22 protein-coding genes are annotated in these 17,941 nt (G+C 63.2%); 12 read left to right on the forward strand and 10 right to left on the reverse strand.

Going from position 1 to position 17,941, the window contains the following annotated elements:
* Positions 1 to 2: 2 nt before the first annotated feature.
* Positions 3 to 308: a hypothetical protein gene (locus E4S61_RS14075; protein ID WP_135304560.1), complete on the reverse strand. Its 306-nt coding sequence runs from the start codon at positions 306 to 308 to the stop codon at positions 3 to 5.
* A gap of 192 nt (positions 309 to 500) precedes the next feature.
* Here E4S61_RS14075 and E4S61_RS14080 point away from each other — a divergent pair, with 192 nt between their 5' ends.
* The 4 genes from E4S61_RS14080 (at position 501) to E4S61_RS14095 (ending at position 3,288) form a co-directional block, all read left to right on the forward strand.
* Positions 501 to 1,877, forward strand: coding sequence for an adenylosuccinate synthase (locus E4S61_RS14080; RefSeq protein WP_135304561.1), 1,377 nt, complete (start codon positions 501 to 503; stop codon positions 1,875 to 1,877).
* A 120-nt stretch (positions 1,878 to 1,997) separates the two neighbouring features.
* Entirely contained in the window at positions 1,998 to 2,399 is a 402-nt protein-coding gene (locus E4S61_RS14085; protein ID WP_135304562.1) for a hypothetical protein, read from the forward strand.
* Positions 2,400 to 2,486: 87 nt separating this feature from the next.
* On the forward strand, positions 2,487 to 2,681 hold the full coding sequence (locus E4S61_RS14090; protein WP_135304563.1) for a methytransferase partner Trm112: 195 nt from the start codon (positions 2,487 to 2,489) through the stop codon (positions 2,679 to 2,681).
* 49 nt (positions 2,682 to 2,730) lie between these two features.
* Positions 2,731 to 3,288 (forward strand): DUF7524 family protein, encoded by a 558-nt coding sequence (locus E4S61_RS14095; protein WP_209309492.1) that lies wholly within the window; start codon positions 2,731 to 2,733, stop codon positions 3,286 to 3,288.
* A 19-nt stretch (positions 3,289 to 3,307) separates the two neighbouring features.
* Here the strand turns inward: E4S61_RS14095 and E4S61_RS14100 are convergent, their stop codons facing one another.
* Positions 3,308 to 4,402, reverse strand: coding sequence for a DR2241 family protein (locus E4S61_RS14100; RefSeq protein WP_135304564.1), 1,095 nt, complete (start codon positions 4,400 to 4,402; stop codon positions 3,308 to 3,310).
* A 79-nt stretch (positions 4,403 to 4,481) separates the two neighbouring features.
* Positions 4,482 to 5,360 (reverse strand): CbiX/SirB N-terminal domain-containing protein, encoded by an 879-nt coding sequence (locus tag E4S61_RS14105; protein WP_135304565.1) that lies wholly within the window; start codon positions 5,358 to 5,360, stop codon positions 4,482 to 4,484.
* A gap of 86 nt (positions 5,361 to 5,446) precedes the next feature.
* On the opposite strand from E4S61_RS14105, the gene E4S61_RS14110 reads away from it, so the two are divergent.
* The 5 genes from E4S61_RS14110 (at position 5,447) to corA (ending at position 9,366) form a co-directional block, all read left to right on the forward strand.
* The gene (locus tag E4S61_RS14110; protein WP_135304566.1) at positions 5,447 to 5,935 is read left to right on the forward strand and encodes a DUF7523 family protein; all 489 of its coding nucleotides are present in this window, start codon (positions 5,447 to 5,449) and stop codon (positions 5,933 to 5,935) included.
* Positions 5,936 to 6,003: 68 nt separating this feature from the next.
* Positions 6,004 to 7,485, forward strand: a complete 1,482-nt coding sequence (gene cysS, locus E4S61_RS14115) for a cysteine--tRNA ligase (protein ID WP_135304567.1) — start codon at positions 6,004 to 6,006, stop codon at positions 7,483 to 7,485.
* A 46-nt stretch (positions 7,486 to 7,531) separates the two neighbouring features.
* The gene (locus tag E4S61_RS14120; RefSeq protein ID WP_135304568.1) at positions 7,532 to 8,167 is read left to right on the forward strand and encodes a DUF6517 family protein; all 636 of its coding nucleotides are present in this window, start codon (positions 7,532 to 7,534) and stop codon (positions 8,165 to 8,167) included.
* A 57-nt stretch (positions 8,168 to 8,224) separates the two neighbouring features.
* Entirely contained in the window at positions 8,225 to 8,392 is a 168-nt protein-coding gene (locus tag E4S61_RS25475; RefSeq protein ID WP_167768504.1) for a hypothetical protein, read from the forward strand.
* Positions 8,389 to 9,366 carry a magnesium/cobalt transporter CorA gene (gene corA, locus E4S61_RS14125; protein WP_135304569.1) on the forward strand — a complete coding sequence of 326 codons (978 nt, stop codon included), beginning with the start codon at positions 8,389 to 8,391 and terminating at the stop codon, positions 9,364 to 9,366. Before E4S61_RS25475 ends, corA begins: the two co-directional genes overlap by 4 nt.
* Here corA and E4S61_RS14130 read toward each other — a convergent pair.
* From E4S61_RS14130 to E4S61_RS14150, 5 genes are all read right to left on the reverse strand, one after another.
* Positions 9,361 to 10,587, reverse strand: coding sequence for a tripartite tricarboxylate transporter permease (locus tag E4S61_RS14130; RefSeq protein ID WP_135304570.1), 1,227 nt, complete (start codon positions 10,585 to 10,587; stop codon positions 9,361 to 9,363). The two genes, corA and E4S61_RS14130, sit on opposite strands and share 6 nt — an antisense overlap.
* Positions 10,588 to 10,691: 104 nt before the next feature.
* Positions 10,692 to 11,039, reverse strand: a complete 348-nt coding sequence (gene rpl12p / locus E4S61_RS14135; protein ID WP_135304571.1) for a 50S ribosomal protein P1 — start codon at positions 11,037 to 11,039, stop codon at positions 10,692 to 10,694.
* 20 nt (positions 11,040 to 11,059) lie between these two features.
* The gene (locus E4S61_RS14140) at positions 11,060 to 12,109 is read right to left on the reverse strand and encodes a 50S ribosomal protein L10 (protein ID WP_135304572.1); all 1,050 of its coding nucleotides are present in this window, start codon (positions 12,107 to 12,109) and stop codon (positions 11,060 to 11,062) included.
* Between the two features lies 1 nt (position 12,110).
* The gene (locus E4S61_RS14145; protein WP_135304573.1) at positions 12,111 to 12,749 is read right to left on the reverse strand and encodes a 50S ribosomal protein L1; all 639 of its coding nucleotides are present in this window, start codon (positions 12,747 to 12,749) and stop codon (positions 12,111 to 12,113) included.
* Positions 12,750 to 13,052: 303 nt separating this feature from the next.
* Positions 13,053 to 13,541, reverse strand: a complete 489-nt coding sequence (locus E4S61_RS14150; RefSeq protein WP_135304574.1) for a 50S ribosomal protein L11 — start codon at positions 13,539 to 13,541, stop codon at positions 13,053 to 13,055.
* 540 nt (positions 13,542 to 14,081) lie between these two features.
* On the opposite strand from E4S61_RS14150, the gene E4S61_RS14155 reads away from it, so the two are divergent.
* Entirely contained in the window at positions 14,082 to 14,228 is a 147-nt protein-coding gene (locus tag E4S61_RS14155; RefSeq protein ID WP_394346445.1) for a DUF2080 family transposase-associated protein, read from the forward strand.
* Between the two features lie 3 nt (positions 14,229 to 14,231).
* Positions 14,232 to 15,461, forward strand: a complete 1,230-nt coding sequence (locus E4S61_RS14160) for an RNA-guided endonuclease InsQ/TnpB family protein (protein ID WP_135304576.1) — start codon at positions 14,232 to 14,234, stop codon at positions 15,459 to 15,461.
* A gap of 49 nt (positions 15,462 to 15,510) precedes the next feature.
* Here E4S61_RS14160 and E4S61_RS14165 read toward each other — a convergent pair whose 3' ends face one another.
* Together E4S61_RS14165 and E4S61_RS14170 are read right to left on the reverse strand one after the other, a co-directional pair.
* Positions 15,511 to 15,714 carry a hypothetical protein gene (locus tag E4S61_RS14165; protein WP_135304577.1) on the reverse strand — a complete coding sequence of 68 codons (204 nt, stop codon included), beginning with the start codon at positions 15,712 to 15,714 and terminating at the stop codon, positions 15,511 to 15,513.
* 316 nt (positions 15,715 to 16,030) lie between these two features.
* Positions 16,031 to 16,231, reverse strand: a complete 201-nt coding sequence (locus E4S61_RS14170; protein WP_135304578.1) for a VNG_1110C family protein — start codon at positions 16,229 to 16,231, stop codon at positions 16,031 to 16,033.
* Positions 16,232 to 16,446: 215 nt separating this feature from the next.
* Between E4S61_RS14170 and E4S61_RS14175 the strand changes: the two genes are divergently transcribed.
* Positions 16,447 to 17,556 carry an OBG GTPase family GTP-binding protein gene (locus tag E4S61_RS14175; RefSeq protein ID WP_135304579.1) on the forward strand — a complete coding sequence of 370 codons (1,110 nt, stop codon included), beginning with the start codon at positions 16,447 to 16,449 and terminating at the stop codon, positions 17,554 to 17,556.
* Positions 17,557 to 17,941 lie beyond the last annotated feature (385 nt).

The raw sequence follows: 17,941 nt of genomic DNA on the forward strand, positions 1-17,941 counted from the left end.
GGTTACCCTTCGATCTCGGCCGCGTCTTCGATCTTCATTCCTTCGAGCTTCTCGATTATCTCGTCTATCTTTTCGTCCAGGTCGTCGACGAACTCGCCCGTCTGCTCGGTCGTGATGGCTCCCTGACTGGAGGGCTCGATGAGGTTTTCCTCTTCGAGGACGCGAAGCGAGTAGCGGACCTTGTGGTGGGGGTAGCCGGTCTCGTTGGACATCTTCACGATACCGATAGGCTCGTTCTCAATAACCATGCGCAGCACCTGCAAGTGGCGCTCCAGCATGTCGACTTCCTTCTCAAGCCTGTCTATCATGGCAATTGTTAACTTGTGTTTGGAGGGTTTAAAAGTTCCCCTCGACGACCCGTCTTTGCCGGTTTCTGGGTTCGACGAGCGGGGTATTAAATGCGTCGTAATGTCTCACATGGGAGACGGTAGCGTTCTGATACCGCGTTCCGGCCACGAAGACCGTAATCTGTTTATCACGGCCCCCAAAAGGTGCGGGCGATGACCGTAACCATCGTCGGCTCGCAGCTCGGCGACGAGGGGAAGGGCGGCATCGTCGACCTGTACGGCGACGACGCAGACGTCGTCGCGCGCTATCAGGGCGGCGACAACGCCGGCCACACCGTCGTCCACGAGGGCGAGGAGTACAAACTCTCCTTGGTCCCGAGCGGAGCCATCCGCGGCAAGGTCGGCGTCCTCGGCAACGGGTGCGTCGTCAACCCGCGTACGCTGTTCGACGAGCTAGATACGCTGCAGGAGCGCGGCCTCGACCCCGACGTTCGCGTCGCAGAGCGCGCCCACGTCATTCTCCCGTACCACCGCGTGCTCGACGGCATCGAAGAGGAAGTCAAGAGCGAGTCCGGCGACGAAGTCGGGACGACCGGTCGCGGAATCGGCCCGACCTACGAGGATAAGGCCGGGCGGCGCGGCGTTCGCGTCGGCGACCTGCTGGACCCGGACGTGCTCCGCGAGCGACTGGAGTACGTCGTCCCGCAGAAGCGCGCGCTCGCCGAGGACGTCTACGGCCTCGACGTCTCCGACTTAGAGGACCCCGATGCCTTCGACGTCGACGCGCTCTACGAGGAGTTCCGCGAGGTCGGTCGCCGCTTCGAGGCGGAGGACATGACCGTTAACGCGGGCGCGTTCCTCACTGGCGCGATGGCCGACGGCCAGAACGTCATGTTTGAGGGCGCACAGGGGACCATCATCGATATCGACCACGGTAACTACCCCTACGTCACGTCCTCGAATCCGACGGCGGGCGGTGCGGCCGTCGGTACGGGCGTCAGTCCTGGCGTCGTCGGCGGCGGCGAAGTGATTGGGATCGTGAAGGGGTATCTCACGCGTGTGGGGAGCGGCCCGCTGCCGACCGAACTCGGTGGCGTCGTCGGCGACACGCCCGACTACGACGAGCAAGGCGAGGGCGAAGACGAGGACTTAGCCCACTACATCCGCGAAGAGGGCGGCGAGTACGGCACCGTCACCGGTCGCCCGCGTCGGGTCGGCTGGCTCGACATGCCGATGCTCCGCCACGCGACTCGCGTCTCCGGCTTCACCGGGCTGGCGATAAACCATCTCGACGTGCTCGCCGGACTCGACGAGGTGAAAGTCGGCCACACGTACACGCTCGACGGCGAGGAGCGCGAGTCGATGCCCGCGACGACGGAACAGTGGGCTCGATGTGAGGCAACCCTCCGTACGTTCGACGGCTGGGAGGAGTTCGATCCTGCCGCGACTGCCGAGGCGGGCTACGAGGCGCTGCCCGAGAACGCGAAGGCCTACGTCGAGTACGTCGAGAGCGAACTCGACACGCCGGCCTACGCGATCGGCGTCGGGCCAGGCCGCGGCGAGACGATCGTCCGCGAACGCCCTTTCTGAGACGACCGAGCTCGGCTTTTCGGAGCCGCCGACCGCACGGCGATGTGCGGTTGGCGAACGACGCCTTGCAACCGACAGTACAACGCTCAAATGGCTCCGCCTCGAAAGACGAATATCCAGATGACTGCAGCACATACGCGCCGGGTAGTCCTCACGGGTCTCGTCGTACTCCTCGCGCTGGGGACGAGCGGCTGTCTCACGCTCCAACCGACGGTCTCGGGGCCGAGTGCCGACTCCGCCATCTTCGAGAACATCTCGACGAGCGAACCGTGGAGCAGCGGCCACGTGACCACGACAGTGACGCTCTCGGAGGCGGCGACGACCGACAAGGGCGTGACGAAACTCACGGTCGTCGACGCGAGCGGCGACTCCTACGACACCACGACGCTCGACAGCGGACAGACCACGACGACGATGTTCTTCCCGACGAACCAGAGCTCGACGTTGCTGGCGACCAACACCGTCAACGGCACCGTCGTTGAGAAGCGGACGGTCACCACCAGCGGGAACAAAATCATCTGAGGGAGCACTGTCGGGGGAGTTCGCCGTGATCCGTGGCGGCGCTTGGCAGACAGTACGCTTTTAGGGATACCGGACCCACTCCCGGGTATGAAAGAGGACCTGATGGACATCATCTGCTGTCCGCTGGACAAACACGACCTCGAACTGGAGGTCGAGGAGCGCGACGACGAGGAGATTCTGTCTGGCCAGCTGGTCTGTACGGAGTGTGGCGAGTCGTTCCCCATCGAGGACGGCATCCCGAACCTCCTCCCGCCGGACATGCGCGACGAAGCACCGGCATAACTCGGTCTCACTCCTGAACCTTTTTCTCGCGTCCCTGCGATTTCCGAACGTGCCCGACTCGTTGCCCGTCCACATCAACCGACAGGAACTCCACGGGCTGGAGGTTCCAGATACCTTCGAGACGAGCGATAGCTTCGACGTGCGCCTCGTCAACCACGGCGAGTCGACTCACGTCCACTTACACCTCGACGATTCACTCTCGAAGCTGGCCGCCCTCGAAGCGACGAACTATCACGTCGACCGCGACAGCGAGCGCCGCGTTCGCGTGACGCTCGACGGGGACGGTGAGACACGCGGGAATTTGAAGGTCGTCACGGCCTACGGGAGCACGACCCGCTACGTCGACGTGCGGATAACCGAACCCGAACCCGACGACGAACCCGTACAGGTCGACGAAGATCTCGCTAAGCCCCAACCGAAGACCCGTTCGAACTCGGAGTTCGCGCTAGCCGACGTTTCCGACTACCAGGTTCTGGCGGCCGGCGGCGTCGTGCTGTTTTTCGCGGTGCTGGCCGCGTTCCTCTCCCAGAATCTGCTCGTCGTCTTCCTCGCGCTACTCGTCGCCGTCGGCACGCTCGTCGCTGTCTACGCGGCCGCGTCTCGGTGAGCCGTTCCGCCCATTTCGCTCAGTCGTCGGTCTCGACGCCACAGAGGTCGCCCTCGTCGTCGAACAGCTTCGCCCGAAGGAACCGCGCACGATAGCGGTTCGCGCCGTCGTAGATATCTGCCTCTCGGATGTCCGCCGTGCGGCCGTCGGCCACAGCGTCGATGATTTCCTCGACCTGTTCTTTCTCGCTGGGCGTCAGTTCGAACTCGTAGGTCCGCGACTCCTCACCTTCGAGTTTCGTCCACTTGCGCGCGGCGGTGATGACGAGCGAGCAGGGTTCCCGGCAGGGGAACGGTCCAGTACCGCCGTCGGGGTCGAGTTCCGTCTCGTCGTCGTACTCCCACTCGCGCCGCTTCAGACACTGGGAGTCGTCACAGCAGGCCTCCGCGACCCAGTCGACGTGGTCGTGGCCCTCGCCGCGGTCCCACGTCTGGACCACACCGTAGATGCCGGTCTGGCGTTCGACGGTCTCGTGCCAGTGACTCACGTCGAGTTCGCCTTCGCGTTCTCGGTACCAGTTCTGGACGGTCGCGGGGTAGAAGGCGTGGACGGCCTCCACGAGGTCAGTGGCAGAGAGCGCGGGAAACTCCCATCCGGTCTGGAGGGTGGGCGCGGTCTTGAGCGGGCGGTACTGTCCGTCGTCGTCGTATTTGGCGAGTTCGCGGGCGTCGAGCGGGTCTTCGTACGTGTCGAGCGACAACTCCTCGCCGCGGTCGATTTCGGCTTGGTCGTCCTCGTGACGGAGTTCGTAGACGCGGTCGCCGTCCTCGCTCAGCGAGACAGTAATTGCGAGTTGCCCCCAGGTCGTCGTCAGCCCCTCCCGCAGACGGTCGTACCGCTCGGGAACGGGCGTCGAGCCGCTCTCTTCTACCCAACGGAGGAACGCCCAGCGAGCCTGGGCCTGCGGGGCCGTCGCGTGCCAGAAGTACCAGTTGGTGACGTACTCGTCGTACTCCGCGGCCACGTCGGCGAACTCCTCGGTGGCGACGACCGTCGTCGACCCGTCGACCGCTTCGACGGCGTAGCTGTCACCTTCCACCTGCGCCTCGATACCGTCGAACGCGACGCCGTCCGACGCGGCGTCGGCGAACGCCTCGACGTGGGTGTCGTCCATATCCGCGAGGTAGCGTTCGGAGCGCAAAAAGCCGCTCGTTCCGGCAGGACGGCGTGACAGTGGAGATTCCGCCGCCGGGTTAGTCGCCGCTCGCGGCGCGCTCTCTGGTCTCCTCGCGGACCTGTTCGATGGCCGCGCTAACGTCTGCCCCGGCGTCGGCGGCCTGTTCGAGCACTACGTCGGCCATCAGCGGTTCGGTCCCGACCGCGCCGGAGTACCAGATGCGGTGGCCATCCACCTCGGCAGGCGTCTCCCAGCCAGTCCGATAGTCGTCGGTCAGGCCCATGTCCTCGGGGATGTCCTCTTGCGTGTGGTAACCGTCGGCGATGAACAGTGGGACGACGACGATATCCTCGCTCTCGAAGAACTCCGTCACGTCGTCGACCTCGGGGTCCTCGTCCATGAACAGCGCCTCGACCTCGTCGAAGCGGTCCATCCCGCGGATGCGGTCGGCGTGGTACTCGATAGCCTTCGCGGAGTTCTCGTTGCGCTCGGTACCGTGGCCGACGACGGCGAGGCCGAACCCCTCGCCCACGTTGGGGTCGCCGGTGACCGACTCCGCCCGCTGGACGATGACATCGCTCATCGAGTCGTGGGTACCGACCGGGCCACAGTAGTGGACGGTCTGGCCGGTGTCATCAGCAGTGAGCGTCGCGTGCGTGGCGCTGGTGCCGTCAGAGTCCCACAGGTCGGGGTCCCACTCCGCTAAGCGGAACTCCCGGGGGATTACCTGCTCGGTGAAGTAGCCCTCGGAGACGAACAGCGGCACCAGATACACCTCCTCGGCGTCGACGGTGCGGAGCCCCTCGCGGAAGGACGGTTCCTCCTTCCAGAACGTCTCGCGGACCTCGTCGAACGCGCCGGTGGCGCGAATCGTGTCGGCGTGGGCGAACGTCGGCGTACTCGATTCGGCGTTCAGGTGCGAGCCGTGGGCCGCGATGACGAGTGCCTGTCTCATACGATTCGGTTGGGACGACCCGCTCTTAGGGGCTTCGCTGGTGGCGTCGAGATAGGTTTTTGGTCCCACGACGCTCGCCACTTCGTATGTCCCTCGCCGCCGCAACGCGCGACGCCGTCCGCGAGCGCCCGTTCCTCTACGACGCGCTCCGGGCGGGCGTCGTCAACTACACTGCCGCCGCCCGCACGCTCGATGTGGACGGAGAGACAGACGCCGTCGCCACCGCACTGCGCCGTTACGCCGAGGAGCTACCTGACGACCCGACCCACGACAGCGAGGCCCGCGTCTCGATGCACAGCGGACTCGGTCGAGCCGACGAGGTGGACGACACTGCGGGGTCGCCGCTACTCGTCGTCGGCGACGCGACGTTCGTCGACGGCGCGGGGTCGCTCACGGGAATCGTCGCCAACGGCGACCTCTCACCACCCGCGCTGGCCGACGTTCTCGGGCGACTGCGGGCCGCCGATGTCCCTGTCGAAGCGGCCGCCGTCGGCGACGAGACGCTCGCCGTCGTCGTCGAACGCCGACACGGCCCGGACGCGCTGCGAATCACCGAGAGTGCAGTCGGGCGGTGAGCCCGCTCCACCGGTCCCACGTCGGGTATCCGACGGCTTAAAGCGGCCCGGCCCAGTCCACTCCGACAATGACGCTGCGCGTGACGAACACGCTAACCGGCGAGACAGAGCCGTTCGAGCCACGCGACCCCGACTCCGTCTTGCTCTACTACTGTGGCCTCACGACGTCGGACCCGCCACATCTGGGCCACGCCCGCGGCTGGGTCCACGTCGACGTGATGTGTCGCTGGCTGGAGTGGCTGGGCTACGATGTCCACCACGTCGAGAACTTCACCGACGTCAACGAGAAGATCGTCGCCCGCGTCGGCGAAGACGGCGACAGCGAGGAGAGCGTCGCTCGACACTACGTCCAACAGGTCATCGAGGACATGCGCTCGCTCAACCTCGACCGCGCGGAGGTGTACCCCCGCGTCTCCGAGCACATCCCCGAGATCATCAGCCTCGTCGAGCGACTCGTCGAGGGCGGCCACGCTTACGAGGCCAACGGCTCGGTGTACTTCGACGTGACGAGTTTCGAGGAGTACGGGAAGCTGTCGAATCAGTCCGTCGAGGACATCGAGGCGCAGGGCGAAGACGCCGAATCGGAGAAACGCCACCCCGCGGACTTCGCCCTCTGGAAGGCCGACGGCGTCGCGCCCGCGGACATCGAGGAACACCAGCATCCCGAAGCCTCGCCAGCCGAAGAAGCCTGCCAGACCGCCCAGACGTGGGACTCGCCGTGGGGCGAGGGCCGGCCGGGCTGGCACATCGAGTGCTCGGCCATGTCGATGACCCATCTCGACGAGACCATCGACATCCACGTCGGGGGACAGGACCTCGTCTTCCCCCACCACGAGAACGAGGTGGCCCAGAGCGAGGCCGCAACCGGCGAGCGCTTCGCCGACTACTGGCTGCACGTCCGACTGCTAGAGACGAAAGGCGAGAAGATGTCCTCCTCGCTGGGGAACTTCTTCACCGTCAGCGAGGCCGTCGACGAATTCGGTTCCGACGTGCTCCGGACCTTCCTCCTCTCGACGGCGTACACCTCGCGGGCGACCTACAGCGAGGAGACCATCGCCGAGGCCGAGGAGCGCTGGGACCGCCTCCAGCGCGGCTACGAGCGAGCGGTCGCGGCCTGCGACGACGTGGACGCCTACGCGAAAGTCGCCGACGAGGAACTCCGCGACGCCGTCGACGCGGTGCGCGAAGAGTTCGAGGCCGCGATGAACGACGACTTCAACACCCGCGAGGCGACGACGGCACTGCTCGACCTGACGAGCGCGGTCAACACGCACGTCGACGGGACCGAGGAGTACGACTACCGCGCGCTTCGAGAGGCCGTCGAGACGTTCGAGGAGTTCGGCGGCGGGATTTTGGGCCTCTCCTTCGGCGACGCGGGCGGCGAGGGCGATGTCACGCTCGCCGGCGATATCGCCGAACTCGTTCTCGACGTACGCGAACAGGAACGCGAAGCCGGTAACTACGACCGGGCCGACGAGTTGCGCGACGAACTCGAAGCGCTCGGCGTCGAGATACAGGACACCGACGACGGCCCGAGCTATCGCTTCTGAGAGTGGCGGCGCGGGACTTATCTTCCCCCACTCGTACAGTTCTCGTATGCGCAAACCGCTACTGGGTGTCCTCGTCGCCCTCCTCGTCGTCTCCTCCGGGTGTGTTGGCCTCATCACGGGCGAGACAGTCGCGTTCGAGTCCTCGCCAACCAGCGTCGACGACAGCGTACTCGAATCGACCGGATACGAACTAACTAACTCGACCGAACAGAACGTTACCCGAACCGTCCAGTTCGCCGGGCAAGAGCGGACGATTCGCGTCGTCAACCACGTCGACCAGTACCGGCGTGGTATCGACTTCGGCCCGCTCGGGACGGTGCAACTGTCCCGATTCGTCGTCGTCTCGACGCCCAACGCCGAAGTAGCTGGACAGAGCCTCAACCCGGCCGCGCAGTGGTCGAACCGAGAGGTCGTCGCACGGGTCGCCAGTCGCGCCGGCGGGGTCCGCGACATCCAGTTCGAGGGCAATCGCACTACCCAGTCGCTCGGCGAGTCCCGCGAGGTCAGTACGTTCTCGGGGACGATGACCACCTTCGGACAGGAGATTGACGTCCGAATGCACGCGGCTTCCTTCGAACACGAGGGGGACGTCATCATCGTGTTCGCGGTCCATCCCGACGAGATAGACGAGCAGGCTCGCGTCGATACGATGCTTCGGGGCTTGGAACACGAAGGAAACTGAGTCGGTCGGTTCGCGGCGTGGAGTACGCTTTTTATCCATCACTGTGATTACCGCGGCATGAATTCCGTCTCCCTCGCGGGGGTGGCACTGACCGGCGTCGGTCTCGTGGGCTACGGCGCGGGCGTTCTCGTCCCCTACCCCGGCCGAGAACTGTCGCTGGCGGCGCTCATGACCGGGTTGACGGCGGTCGCGGTCGGTCGATCCGAGGGGGCGGAGACGGCATGATCTCCGCGCTGGTCTACGCCGACCGGGAGGCCGTGGCCTACGACGATCTGACCGCCGCCCGCCGTGCCGTCGGGACGACGTGGGTCCACGTCGCCGACGCCGACGACGAGGAGATCGACGCCGTCGCCGCGGCGTTCGACCTCCACCGACTCGCCATCGACGACCTCCGTAACGGCGTCAGAGCCAAGACCGAAGAGTTCGCCGACCACACGTTCGTCCTCCTCAAGAGCGTCACGCTCACGCCCGGCGAGACCACCTTCGAGAAGGAGGTGGCGGCCAGCCCCATCGGTATCTTCATCGGTCGGGACTGGGTCGTCACCCTCTCACCGGGCCGTGTCGAGGCAGTCCAGCGCGTGATGGACGCCGCCGAGCGCGGCGACGAACGCCTGCTCCACCGGGGGCCGGACTTCACCGCCTCTCGCGTCGCCGATGTCATCGTTGACGCCTACTTCGACTTACTCGACGACGTCGAGACGGACATCGAGGAGATAGAGGAGGAGGTGCTCGCCTCGACGGACATCGAGACGCTGGAGAAGATAAACGACGTGCGCCGGGACCTGCTCTCGTTCCGTAAGCAGGTCTGGCCTGCCCGCGAAGCCGTCGGGACGCTCGCTCGGGGGGACCCGCCACAAGTCCAGCAACAGACGGAGAAGTATTTCAGAGATATTCACGACCACCTCGTCCAGATCGTCGACCTGACCGAGACGTACCGCGATCTGGTGGCGGGCGCACGCGACATCTACCTCAACACGCTCTCTCAATCGACCAACGAAGTGATGAAGGTCCTCACCGTCGTCGCGACGATCTTCATCCCGCTGACCTTTGTCGTCGGCGTCTACGGGATGAACTTCGGCGGCAGTCCGTACAACATGCCGGAACTGGGCTGGACGTACGCTTATCCGGCGACGATACTCGGGATGGCACTGATGACCGCAATCATGCTCGTTCACTTCCGCCGTCGGGAGTACCTATAAAGCGATGGGCACGAGGAGCACGCCCATCAGGGTCGCTCGCCGACAGCCAAACCGCGGTGGCAGGTGGCCGACGAGCGTCGCCGCACCGAACGCGCCGACGCCCACGGCTCCGGCAAACACCGCTGAGAGACAGACGAGACCGGCGAGTACCGACACCGACAGCCACGTCGGGTCCAGCCGGCCGACCGTCCGCAGATAGCGGTCGCCGAGTGTCGGCACCAACAGTGCGCCGGCCACTCCCGCGACAGCGACGGCGGCCAACAGGGAGGGAAGCGCAAGTGGGACCGCGGCACGGTCGAGCGCGACCAGCACGCCTGTCCGAGGGTCACCGAAGGCCACTAGCGCAAATAGCGCGAACACTGCCGTCGCCGTGTTCACACCGCTCGTTGTGACGACGAACGCTCGCGGTCCGTTTCCCGTGGTCAAGCCGAGTGCGAGCGTCGCCGCAACAGCGCTGGAGACGCCCGGGAGATAGCCGACGGCGGCTCCACAGAGCGTTCCGACGGTAGCCAACAGCGCGATAGCTCGTGGCGGCGTCGTTACCCTCGCGTCAGCCTGCGGTGGCACGCCGTCGCCTTCTATCGCTGCGAGCAGTACTGGCGCGCCGAACAGTCCAGAGAACAGCGGGACGAGGACATCGGCGACGGGCAACGCACTCGACACGGGGGCGTCGAGCAACGCGAGTCCGAGCGCCCCGCTGGCCGAAAGCGAGAGTACCGCCCCGATTCGCCGTCTCAGTCCGCCTTCGGTGACCACCAGTAGCGCCGCGATACCGACGAGGACGAGAGTTAGATGCGCCGAGACCAATGGGTAGTGCCGCATCATCGCTGCCGTCACCGGTACTGCCAGCGGCACCGCCAGTAGGACCGCGCCGCCGCTCCCCAGCGCAGACAGACGGAGGGCTTCGCGACCGCGTCCCTCGATAACCAATCGATGACTCGGTAGTGCACCGGCTGCCATCGCCGGGTCGGGGACGCCGAGAGCCAGCGCCGGAACTACGTCGAGAAACGTATGTGTCACCCCGGCGGCGAGCATCGCCGCGCCGACGTAGAGGCGGGGACCGGGGACATTCCCCGCTATCGCTGCGAGCAGTAGCGCAAGCGTGTTGGCGTGAAGTCCCGGCACGAGCCCGCTCAGCGTGCCGAGACAGACGCCGCCGATGATGGCGACCAGCAACCCGACGACCGAGAGCGGATCAGCCGTCAGCCTGACCGGGAGCATACGCCCGTTGGTCCTGTTTCGGTACTTGAACCTCCGGACGGCGACGTGAGGACAGCGCCGCGGCTACCCGGTCGCGCGAAAGAAAATGCGTGTCTGGAGCCGAGTTATCCGAAGAGTTCGCCGAGGCCCTCACCGCTGGCCTCGTCGTCCTCGTCGTCGTCGCCGTCGTCTTCGTCGGCGGCTTCTTCTTCTTCGGCTTCCTCGTCAGCCTCGTCGGACTCCTCGTCTCCACCGGCAGGTGCGCCGCCAGCAGCGCCGCCAGCGGCGACGGGTGCGGCAGCAGCCTCCTCGACGGCCTCCTCGATATCGACGTCTTCGAGGGCCGCGACGAGCGCCTTAACGCGGGATTCCTCGACGTCGACACCGGCGGATTCGAGTACGTCGGTGAGGTTGTCTTCGTTGATCTCTTCGCCCGATTCGTTCAGGATGAGTGCAGCGTAAACGTATTCCATTGTTCTGTCGTGTGAGTGTGTTAGAACATCGCTCCGAGCGCGTCGCCGGCGTCTTCGTCGTCGTCATCGTCGTCCTCGGCCTCGTCGGCTTCGGACTCGGCGTCGGCTTCGGCGTCGTCCTCAGAAGCGGTGTCGTCGTGGTCATCAGCCTGTTCCTCTGTCGCCGGGGCAGTCTCCAGTTCCTGGAGCTCCTCCGGCAGGGCTTCCTCGTCGTCGATTTGTGCGGCGAGCGCACGGACCTGTGCGTCGGCCTTGCTCACGAGGTCGGGGACGACCTCGGGGTCCTCGATGGCGGCCGCGAGCGCGAGGCTCTTGGCTTCGCCACGGGCCGTCTGCAGCATGGTCGTGACGGTCGTCGAAGTGGGGTACTCGGCGTTGACCGAGAGGTTGAACGCCCCGCTGACGGCCGCCTTGATGTCGCTCTCGTACTCCTCGACGTCGAGTTCCAGTTCGTCCGGCTCGAAGCGCACACCATCGGCGAAGACAGCGCGCAGGTCGAGACCGACCTCCTTGGGTTCGATGCCCAGTTCGTTGAGGACGTTGGCGAGGTCCTGTGAGACCTCTTCGCCCGTCTCGAGGACGGTCGAGTCCGAGAGGACCTGAATCGAGCCCTCCTGAATCCGAGCGTCCGCGCCGATGCTCTGGAGTTCGCCGACGAACGGACCCGGGTCGACGCCGGTGTCACCCTCGGGGATGACGATGTCGTTCGGGGCGATCTCTCCGGCACCGATCGGTGCGGGCGTCTTCGATGCTTCGAGTTCCTGGTACAGCGAGAACGGGTTGCTGTCCGTGCCGATGAGTCCGACCTGCCCGGCAACGTACTCGGTTAGCTCTTCGAGGCCGTCGTCGACCTTTTCGAGTGCGCGCACGAGCAACGTGTTCCGGGAGACGCGGAGTTCCGCGGTGCCGTGGAGGTCACGTCGCATGTCCTGGAGCTGCCGGGAGGGAATCCCCGTGATGTCGACAACGCCGACGCTCTCGTACGATTCGAGCATCTCGGCGATCGCGTCGACTTCCTCCTCTTTCCACTGCGGAATGGTCTCGGTCTTTCGTTCGCTCTCGGCGCTCATATCAGGCCACCTCCATGGCGGGACCCATCGTCGTCTTCACGAAGACGGAGTCGATGTTGAGCGGCCCCTTTTCGAGGTCGGCGTGCAAGCGCCGCAGGATGACGTCGATGTTGTCGGCGATGTTTTCGGCCGACATGTCTTCGGCACCGACGCGCGTGTGGAACGTCCGTCGTTCCCCGCTGCGGAGCTGCACGGTGTTTTTCATGCGGTTGATGACTTCGACGACGTCGTCGTCGGGGTCGAGCGGTTCCGGCATCTTCCCGCGTGGTCCCAGCACGGTCCCGAGATATCGACCGATGTCCTGCATCAGGTCCTTCTCCGCGATGAAGAAGTCAGTGTCATCGGCGAGGTCCTTGGCGGCGTCGTCGTCGCCACCCAGTTCCTCGAGGTCGTTCTGGTCGAGTACGTCGTCTGCGACCTCCTCGGCACGGAGGGCGGTTTCGCCCTCTGCGAAGACCACGATCGTGGTCTCCTGTCCGGTACCGGAAGGAAGGACGACAGACTCGTCGACACGATTCGACGGATTGTTGAGGTCCAAATCGCGCAAGTTGATAGCGAGGTCGACCGTCTCGCGGAAGTTCCGCTCAGGTGCGTCCTCGAGTGCGCGAGAGACTGCGTTCTCTATTTCCTGGTCTGCCATTGTTCACCTCCGTAGTGCGCCAAACGGCTTCTACGGGTCAGTGAAACAGGCGGATGCCTGTCTCGTACGGGGAGAGGCCAATGCGACACTTAAAGCCGTCGAACCGTCTTCCTTCCGTTTCTTACGCAGCGCTGTCGCTGTCACGGAGTATCGAATCGTCGAGCGCCGAGAGGAGCAGCTGCCGTCGAGAAACCCGTGTTACCCTCCGTGTTCTGGGGGTTGCAAAGCGTCTTCGCTACGCTGTGGCTTCTTCAGCAGACACACCGATGCGCTCGTAAAACTCGCGTATCGAGCGTTCGCGGCTTACGCCGACGCTTCAGCCGCGAACACGTCGTCGTACTCGCCCTCGTCGATTCGCTTCTTGAACTCACGGGGATTGTTCCCCTCGATGGTGACGCCGAGCGAGGTACAGGTACCGACGACTTCCTTCGCGGCGTTCTTCAGGTCGTACGCCAGCAAATCAGACTGCTTCTGTTCTGCAATCTGCTTGATCTGGTCGGCCGAGAGGTCGGCGACGAAGTCCTCTTGGGGTTCGCCGCTGCCCGTCTCGAAGCCGGCCTCGTCCTTGATGAGTTCGGCCGTCGGCGGCACACCGACCTCGATACTGAACGAGCCGTCGTCGTCGTAGTCGACGGTGACGGGGACTTCGGTTCCGTCGAACGCTTCCGTCTGGTCGTTGATCTCCTGAACGACTGCCTGCACGTCCACAGGCGTCGGTCCCAGTTCGGGGCCGAGAGGCGGGCCAGGGTTGGCCTGCCCACCGGGGACGAGCACTTCGATAGTTCCAGCCATGTACGGTCAATCCTCCGCGGCAGTTTAAAGGATTGCGTTTCAGCACCGTGCGCGTGAGGGCGGCACACGGTCTAGGTGGGCTGATTCGTCGTTGGCAGCGTGGCGGGACGGTAGCGGTATCGTGAAGTACCTCGGGGGCAAGTAGTTCGAGACGCTTTGCGTCTCGTTATCACGGAAATCGAAGATTTCCGTCCGACCCCGAGGCTTCACCGTTTTGACCGCACGTCCCAAACCGGGCCGTGCCATCGCAAGCGGATTTAACTGGAATTAGGCGCTAAGTCCCCTTCCTCAAGGAGTCGTTCGAGAGAGCTTCGCTCTCTCGTGATCACGAAAATCTTCGATTTTCGGACGACAACGCAGGGAGCGTAGCGACCGAGTAGCGCAGTAGGGAAGGGGATACAGCGTTCACAAGAGCTCTGCTCTTGTGCGCGAACGAGATGCTCCGCGTCTCGTCAACGCCGCACGGTTCTCAAACACGTTCGTCGCTCGGCTCACAGGCCCACCGCTACTTTATGTCTATCCATAGTCTATACATCTGTGATGGATAGATTTGAAATCGAAGGCGAGGAAGTCCTCGACGGGACTGCAAAACCGTCGGGAAATAGTGCCCACGTCATCGTCCCAAAACGCTGGCGTGGAGCCGACGTGAAAGTCGTCCGCGTCTCCGAACCCCCTTCAGACGAGTAAGATATGCAGTACAACTACAAGTATCGACTCGACCCGCCGGAAGCCCTCACCGAGACGCTTCTGCATCACGTCGATACTTGTAGACAACTGTACAACCACGTTCTCTCCCTGCTCAACGAGGCAGACGACATTCCTGCCCGCTACGAGGTGCAGGGGCGACTTCCCGACCTCAAATCGGGGTGGGACGACCTCGGAGACGTTCACTCGAAAGTTCTTCAGATGGTCGTCAAGCGCGTATATGACAACCTCTCCACGCTCAAAGCGCAGAAGGAGAACGGACGTGCCGTGGGGATGCTCAAGTGGAAACCGCCTCGGGAGTATCGGTCACTCACCTACAACCAGTCCGGCTTCGAACTCAAGAATACGAGTGGTCGGCCTACGTTGTGGTTGAGCAAAATCGGCGAGATTCCGATTCATCTTCACCGAGACATCCCCGAGGACGCGACCATCAAACAGGTCACAATCAAGCGAGAACCTACGGGCGAGTGGTACGCCACGTTCGGCATCACCAGAGACGAAGACACGTCCGAGAAACCCGAAACGCCTGAGAAGGTCGTCGGCATCGACGTGGGGATTCTCAAGTACGCACACGACACCGACGGGTATGCCATCGAGAGTCCCGACTTCAGCGAGGAGCGCGAGCGACTCGAACGCGCCCAACGCAACCTTTCTCGGAAGGAATACGGTTCGAACAATTGGGAGGAACAGCGAAAGGTCGTGTCCGAACGCCACGCTGACCTGAAGCGAAAGCGACGAGATTTCCTTCACAAGTTGTCGAACTACTACGCCACCGAGTACGACCTTCTAGCCGTCGAGGACTTGGACGCGAAAGGACTGGTCGAACTCCCCGGCAATTCGCGGAATCGCGCGGGTGCGGCGTGGGGGACGTTCCTGCGGATGCTCGAATACAAGTGCGAACGAGAAGGGACGCACTTCGTCGCGGTTGACCCGAAGAACACGACGAAGGAGTGCGCCTCCTGCGGGGTCAAGACGGACAAGCCGCTGTGGGTGCGCGAACACTCCTGTCCTGCCTGCGGGTTCGAGGCGGACAGAGATGCAAATGCGGCGTGGAACATCCTTTCTCGCGGCCTTGAAGACATAGGAGTGGGATACTCCGAATCAACGCCTGTGGAGACTGCGCTCCCTGTGGACACCTCGGTGTCTGCAAAGCGCGTCGTGGAAACAGGAAGCTCCACCCTCAAAGGGCGAACCGCGTCAGCGGTGAGCGAGTAGGGTGGGGTAGTTCACAGATAGAATACAGGAGAAAGACACGAGCTGTCGGTCAGGCGGTGTCTGTCTTAGTGATGTGCGCGTTTTCTAGCCACTCGTCGACGTGATCGTCACAGAAGGCCACTTCTTGATCGACGTTACTGTCGTAACATCGGTTGGTCGCATCTTTAGCGCACGATGGATCAAAGCACGGGATCCGTGCACTCCCGTCGTCTAGCGTGACCGCCTCGTCTTGTACGGTGCTGTTGTTTGCCATCTATCAGTATGCCATCGCTGCTGTCTGGTGATCTGTACTGTGACTCAGATATGGGTGACGAGGATATATAATCGTTTGCCGTTACGTGTTATGACTGCTCAGGTTCTATGAGCAATTGCTGTACTGCGCATTCGCGTAAGCGGAGTGAACGCGATCCATCGGAACTGAGCGAAGCGAGGTCGCGTGGCGACTCAAGTGCCGAACAGTGGATCCGTGAGGCAAAGCGAGTCTCCGGCCTTTTTCATGAGCGTTTTTCGAGGAGTGGTGCTCACAGCGCCGCTTTCGGCGGCGCGAGGACACCCGAGAAAGAAAAAATTCAGGCGAAGGTAACGCCGTTCATCGCCAAGAAGTCACCGGCGTCTTTAATTTCGACCGGAGAGCCGATAATTCGCACGTGCTCGCCTTCACGGCGAATAGTAACCGTGAATCGGTCTTCGAGTTCTTCGCGGATACCCTCTAGTGTTCCTACTGGCAACTGAATCTGCGTGCTGTCACGGAACCGGTCAGCACCCGCCATTATCGATTTCTGTTCGCGGAAGTCGTATAGGTGTGTCGAAATCTTTAGCGCAGGCGTTCGACGCGTCCGAGTCATTGCTATTGGCTGTTCTCGGCGTAGACGTATTCTCGAACGCGATATTCTGGATTTTACGCGGTGAGGGAGTCCCGACTGGTCGGCTGCCGTTCGGCGAGGGAAGAAAGTCTTATTCGGCGTGAGAGGCCGACGTACAACTAATGGGGCTTGACGAGGAGATACAGGAACTCGAGGAAGAAATCGCCAGTACGCCCTACAACAAGTCCACAGAGGCCCATATCGGCCGATTGAAGTCGAAGCTCGCAGAGAAAAAAGAGAAACTGGAACAACAGTCGGGGTCCGGCGGTGGCGGCGGCTACGCCGTCGAAAAGCACGGTGACGCGACCGTCGCGCTGGTTGGATTCCCGAGCGTCGGGAAGTCCACGCTCTTGAACGCGCTGACGAACGCCGAGTCCGAAACGGGGGCCTACGAGTTCACGACTCTCGATGTCTATCCCGGGATGTTGAAGTACAAAGGGGCAAACATCCAGATTCTGGACGTGCCGGGGCTTATCGAAGGGGCGGCCGGCGGTCGCGGTGGCGGGAAGGAAGTGCTGTCGGTCGTCCGTACCGCCGACCTCATCGTCTTTCTCGTCTCAGTCTTCGAGATCGAGCAGTACGACCGCCTGCGCGAGGAACTGTACAAAAACAAGATTCGTATCGATACCGAGCCGCCACGCGTGACGATTCGAAAGAAGGCCAAAGACGGCATCTCCGTCAACAGCTCCGTTGATCTCGACTTGGACGAGGAGACGGTCAAGAGCGTCCTCCGCGAACACGGCTACGTCAACGCCGACGTCACCGTCGGCGAACAGGTGGACTTAGACCGCCTCATCGACGGCGTGATGGACAACCGCGAGTACGTCCCCTCCATCGTCGCCATCAACAAAGCCGACCTCATCGAGCCGGACTACCTCCCCACTGTCGAGGCCGACTTAGAGGAGCGCGATATCGACCCCGAGGAGGCGATTTTCATCAGCGCTGAAGAGGAGAAAGGTCTCGACGGGCTGACCGAGCGAATCTGGCAGGAACTCGGTCTCATCCGCATCTACATGGACAAGCCGGGGCGAGGCGTCGACAGAGAGGAACCACTCATCCTCCGACGAGGCGATACGGTCGACGACGCCTGTGAGAAGTTGGGCGGAAGCTTCGACGAGCGGTTCCGCTTCGCTCGCGTCTCCGGACCGAGCGCGAAACACGACGAACAGCAGGTCGGCCGCGATCACGAACTGGCCGACGAGGACGTGCTTCGCATCGTCGCTCGGAAGTAAGCGACCGCCACTTTGCTTTAGCCTTCCCTGTCCAACGTTACTGTCTACCTCCGCTAGTGGGGCGTATTTCGATACGAACGCACCTTGGAAGACGATGACATGCGGTGAGGCTAAATGTGAGAGAACCCTCGCGTAGACTGGCCGCTACCGAGCGTCTGTATACATCTCCGATGGCGTATCCGTTTCTAGTCAATTCACAGAGTGGTTCCAAGGTTAGCGAAACCGGGAGACGGTGCCAACCTTGGACGTGTCGCCAACGGTAGTAGTGCGACTTCAGACATACTTGGCGGTCGAACGACGAGCGCTCGATACCCAAAAATACCCTCTGTGGCGGATATAACGGGCTTTATCGCCCCTTGTGGACAATTGGATGTCGGCCCATATT

Origin of the sequence: Haloarcula amylovorans, from assembly GCF_004681185.1 — an archaeon.
GTDB classification, from domain to species: Archaea; Halobacteriota; Halobacteria; order Halobacteriales; family Haloarculaceae; genus Haloarcula; species Haloarcula amylovorans.

What these genes read in the sequence shown, in the direction of transcription:
- E4S61_RS14130 (WP_135304570.1), bottom strand. Translation starts at nt 10,587, where the DNA reads ATGCTCCCGGTCAGGCTGACGGCTGATCCGCTCTCGGTCGTCGGGTTG.
- E4S61_RS25475 (WP_167768504.1), top strand. Translation starts at nt 8,225, where the DNA reads ATGAATTCCGTCTCCCTCGCGGGGGTGGCACTGACCGGCGTCGGTCTC.
- E4S61_RS14160 (WP_135304576.1), top strand. Translation starts at nt 14,232, where the DNA reads ATGCAGTACAACTACAAGTATCGACTCGACCCGCCGGAAGCCCTCACC.
- E4S61_RS14170 (WP_135304578.1), bottom strand. Translation starts at nt 16,231, where the DNA reads ATGGCGGGTGCTGACCGGTTCCGTGACAGCACGCAGATTCAGTTGCCA.
- E4S61_RS14075 (WP_135304560.1), bottom strand. Translation starts at nt 308, where the DNA reads ATGATAGACAGGCTTGAGAAGGAAGTCGACATGCTGGAGCGCCACTTG.
- E4S61_RS14140 (WP_135304572.1), bottom strand. Translation starts at nt 12,109, where the DNA reads ATGAGCGCCGAGAGCGAACGAAAGACCGAGACCATTCCGCAGTGGAAA.
- rpl12p (WP_135304571.1), bottom strand. Translation starts at nt 11,039, where the DNA reads ATGGAATACGTTTACGCTGCACTCATCCTGAACGAATCGGGCGAAGAG.
- E4S61_RS14150 (WP_135304574.1), bottom strand. Translation starts at nt 13,541, where the DNA reads ATGGCTGGAACTATCGAAGTGCTCGTCCCCGGTGGGCAGGCCAACCCT.
- E4S61_RS14145 (WP_135304573.1), bottom strand. Translation starts at nt 12,749, where the DNA reads ATGGCAGACCAGGAAATAGAGAACGCAGTCTCTCGCGCACTCGAGGAC.
- E4S61_RS14105 (WP_135304565.1), bottom strand. Translation starts at nt 5,360, where the DNA reads ATGAGACAGGCACTCGTCATCGCGGCCCACGGCTCGCACCTGAACGCC.
- E4S61_RS14120 (WP_135304568.1), top strand. Translation starts at nt 7,532, where the DNA reads ATGCGCAAACCGCTACTGGGTGTCCTCGTCGCCCTCCTCGTCGTCTCC.
- E4S61_RS14090 (WP_135304563.1), top strand. Translation starts at nt 2,487, where the DNA reads ATGAAAGAGGACCTGATGGACATCATCTGCTGTCCGCTGGACAAACAC.
- corA (WP_135304569.1), top strand. Translation starts at nt 8,389, where the DNA reads ATGATCTCCGCGCTGGTCTACGCCGACCGGGAGGCCGTGGCCTACGAC.
- cysS (WP_135304567.1), top strand. Translation starts at nt 6,004, where the DNA reads ATGACGCTGCGCGTGACGAACACGCTAACCGGCGAGACAGAGCCGTTC.
- E4S61_RS14165 (WP_135304577.1), bottom strand. Translation starts at nt 15,714, where the DNA reads ATGGCAAACAACAGCACCGTACAAGACGAGGCGGTCACGCTAGACGAC.
- E4S61_RS14110 (WP_135304566.1), top strand. Translation starts at nt 5,447, where the DNA reads ATGTCCCTCGCCGCCGCAACGCGCGACGCCGTCCGCGAGCGCCCGTTC.
- E4S61_RS14080 (WP_135304561.1), top strand. Translation starts at nt 501, where the DNA reads ATGACCGTAACCATCGTCGGCTCGCAGCTCGGCGACGAGGGGAAGGGC.
- E4S61_RS14085 (WP_135304562.1), top strand. Translation starts at nt 1,998, where the DNA reads ATGACTGCAGCACATACGCGCCGGGTAGTCCTCACGGGTCTCGTCGTA.
- E4S61_RS14175 (WP_135304579.1), top strand. Translation starts at nt 16,447, where the DNA reads ATGGGGCTTGACGAGGAGATACAGGAACTCGAGGAAGAAATCGCCAGT.
- E4S61_RS14100 (WP_135304564.1), bottom strand. Translation starts at nt 4,402, where the DNA reads ATGGACGACACCCACGTCGAGGCGTTCGCCGACGCCGCGTCGGACGGC.
- E4S61_RS14155 (WP_394346445.1), top strand. Translation starts at nt 14,082, where the DNA reads ATGGATAGATTTGAAATCGAAGGCGAGGAAGTCCTCGACGGGACTGCA.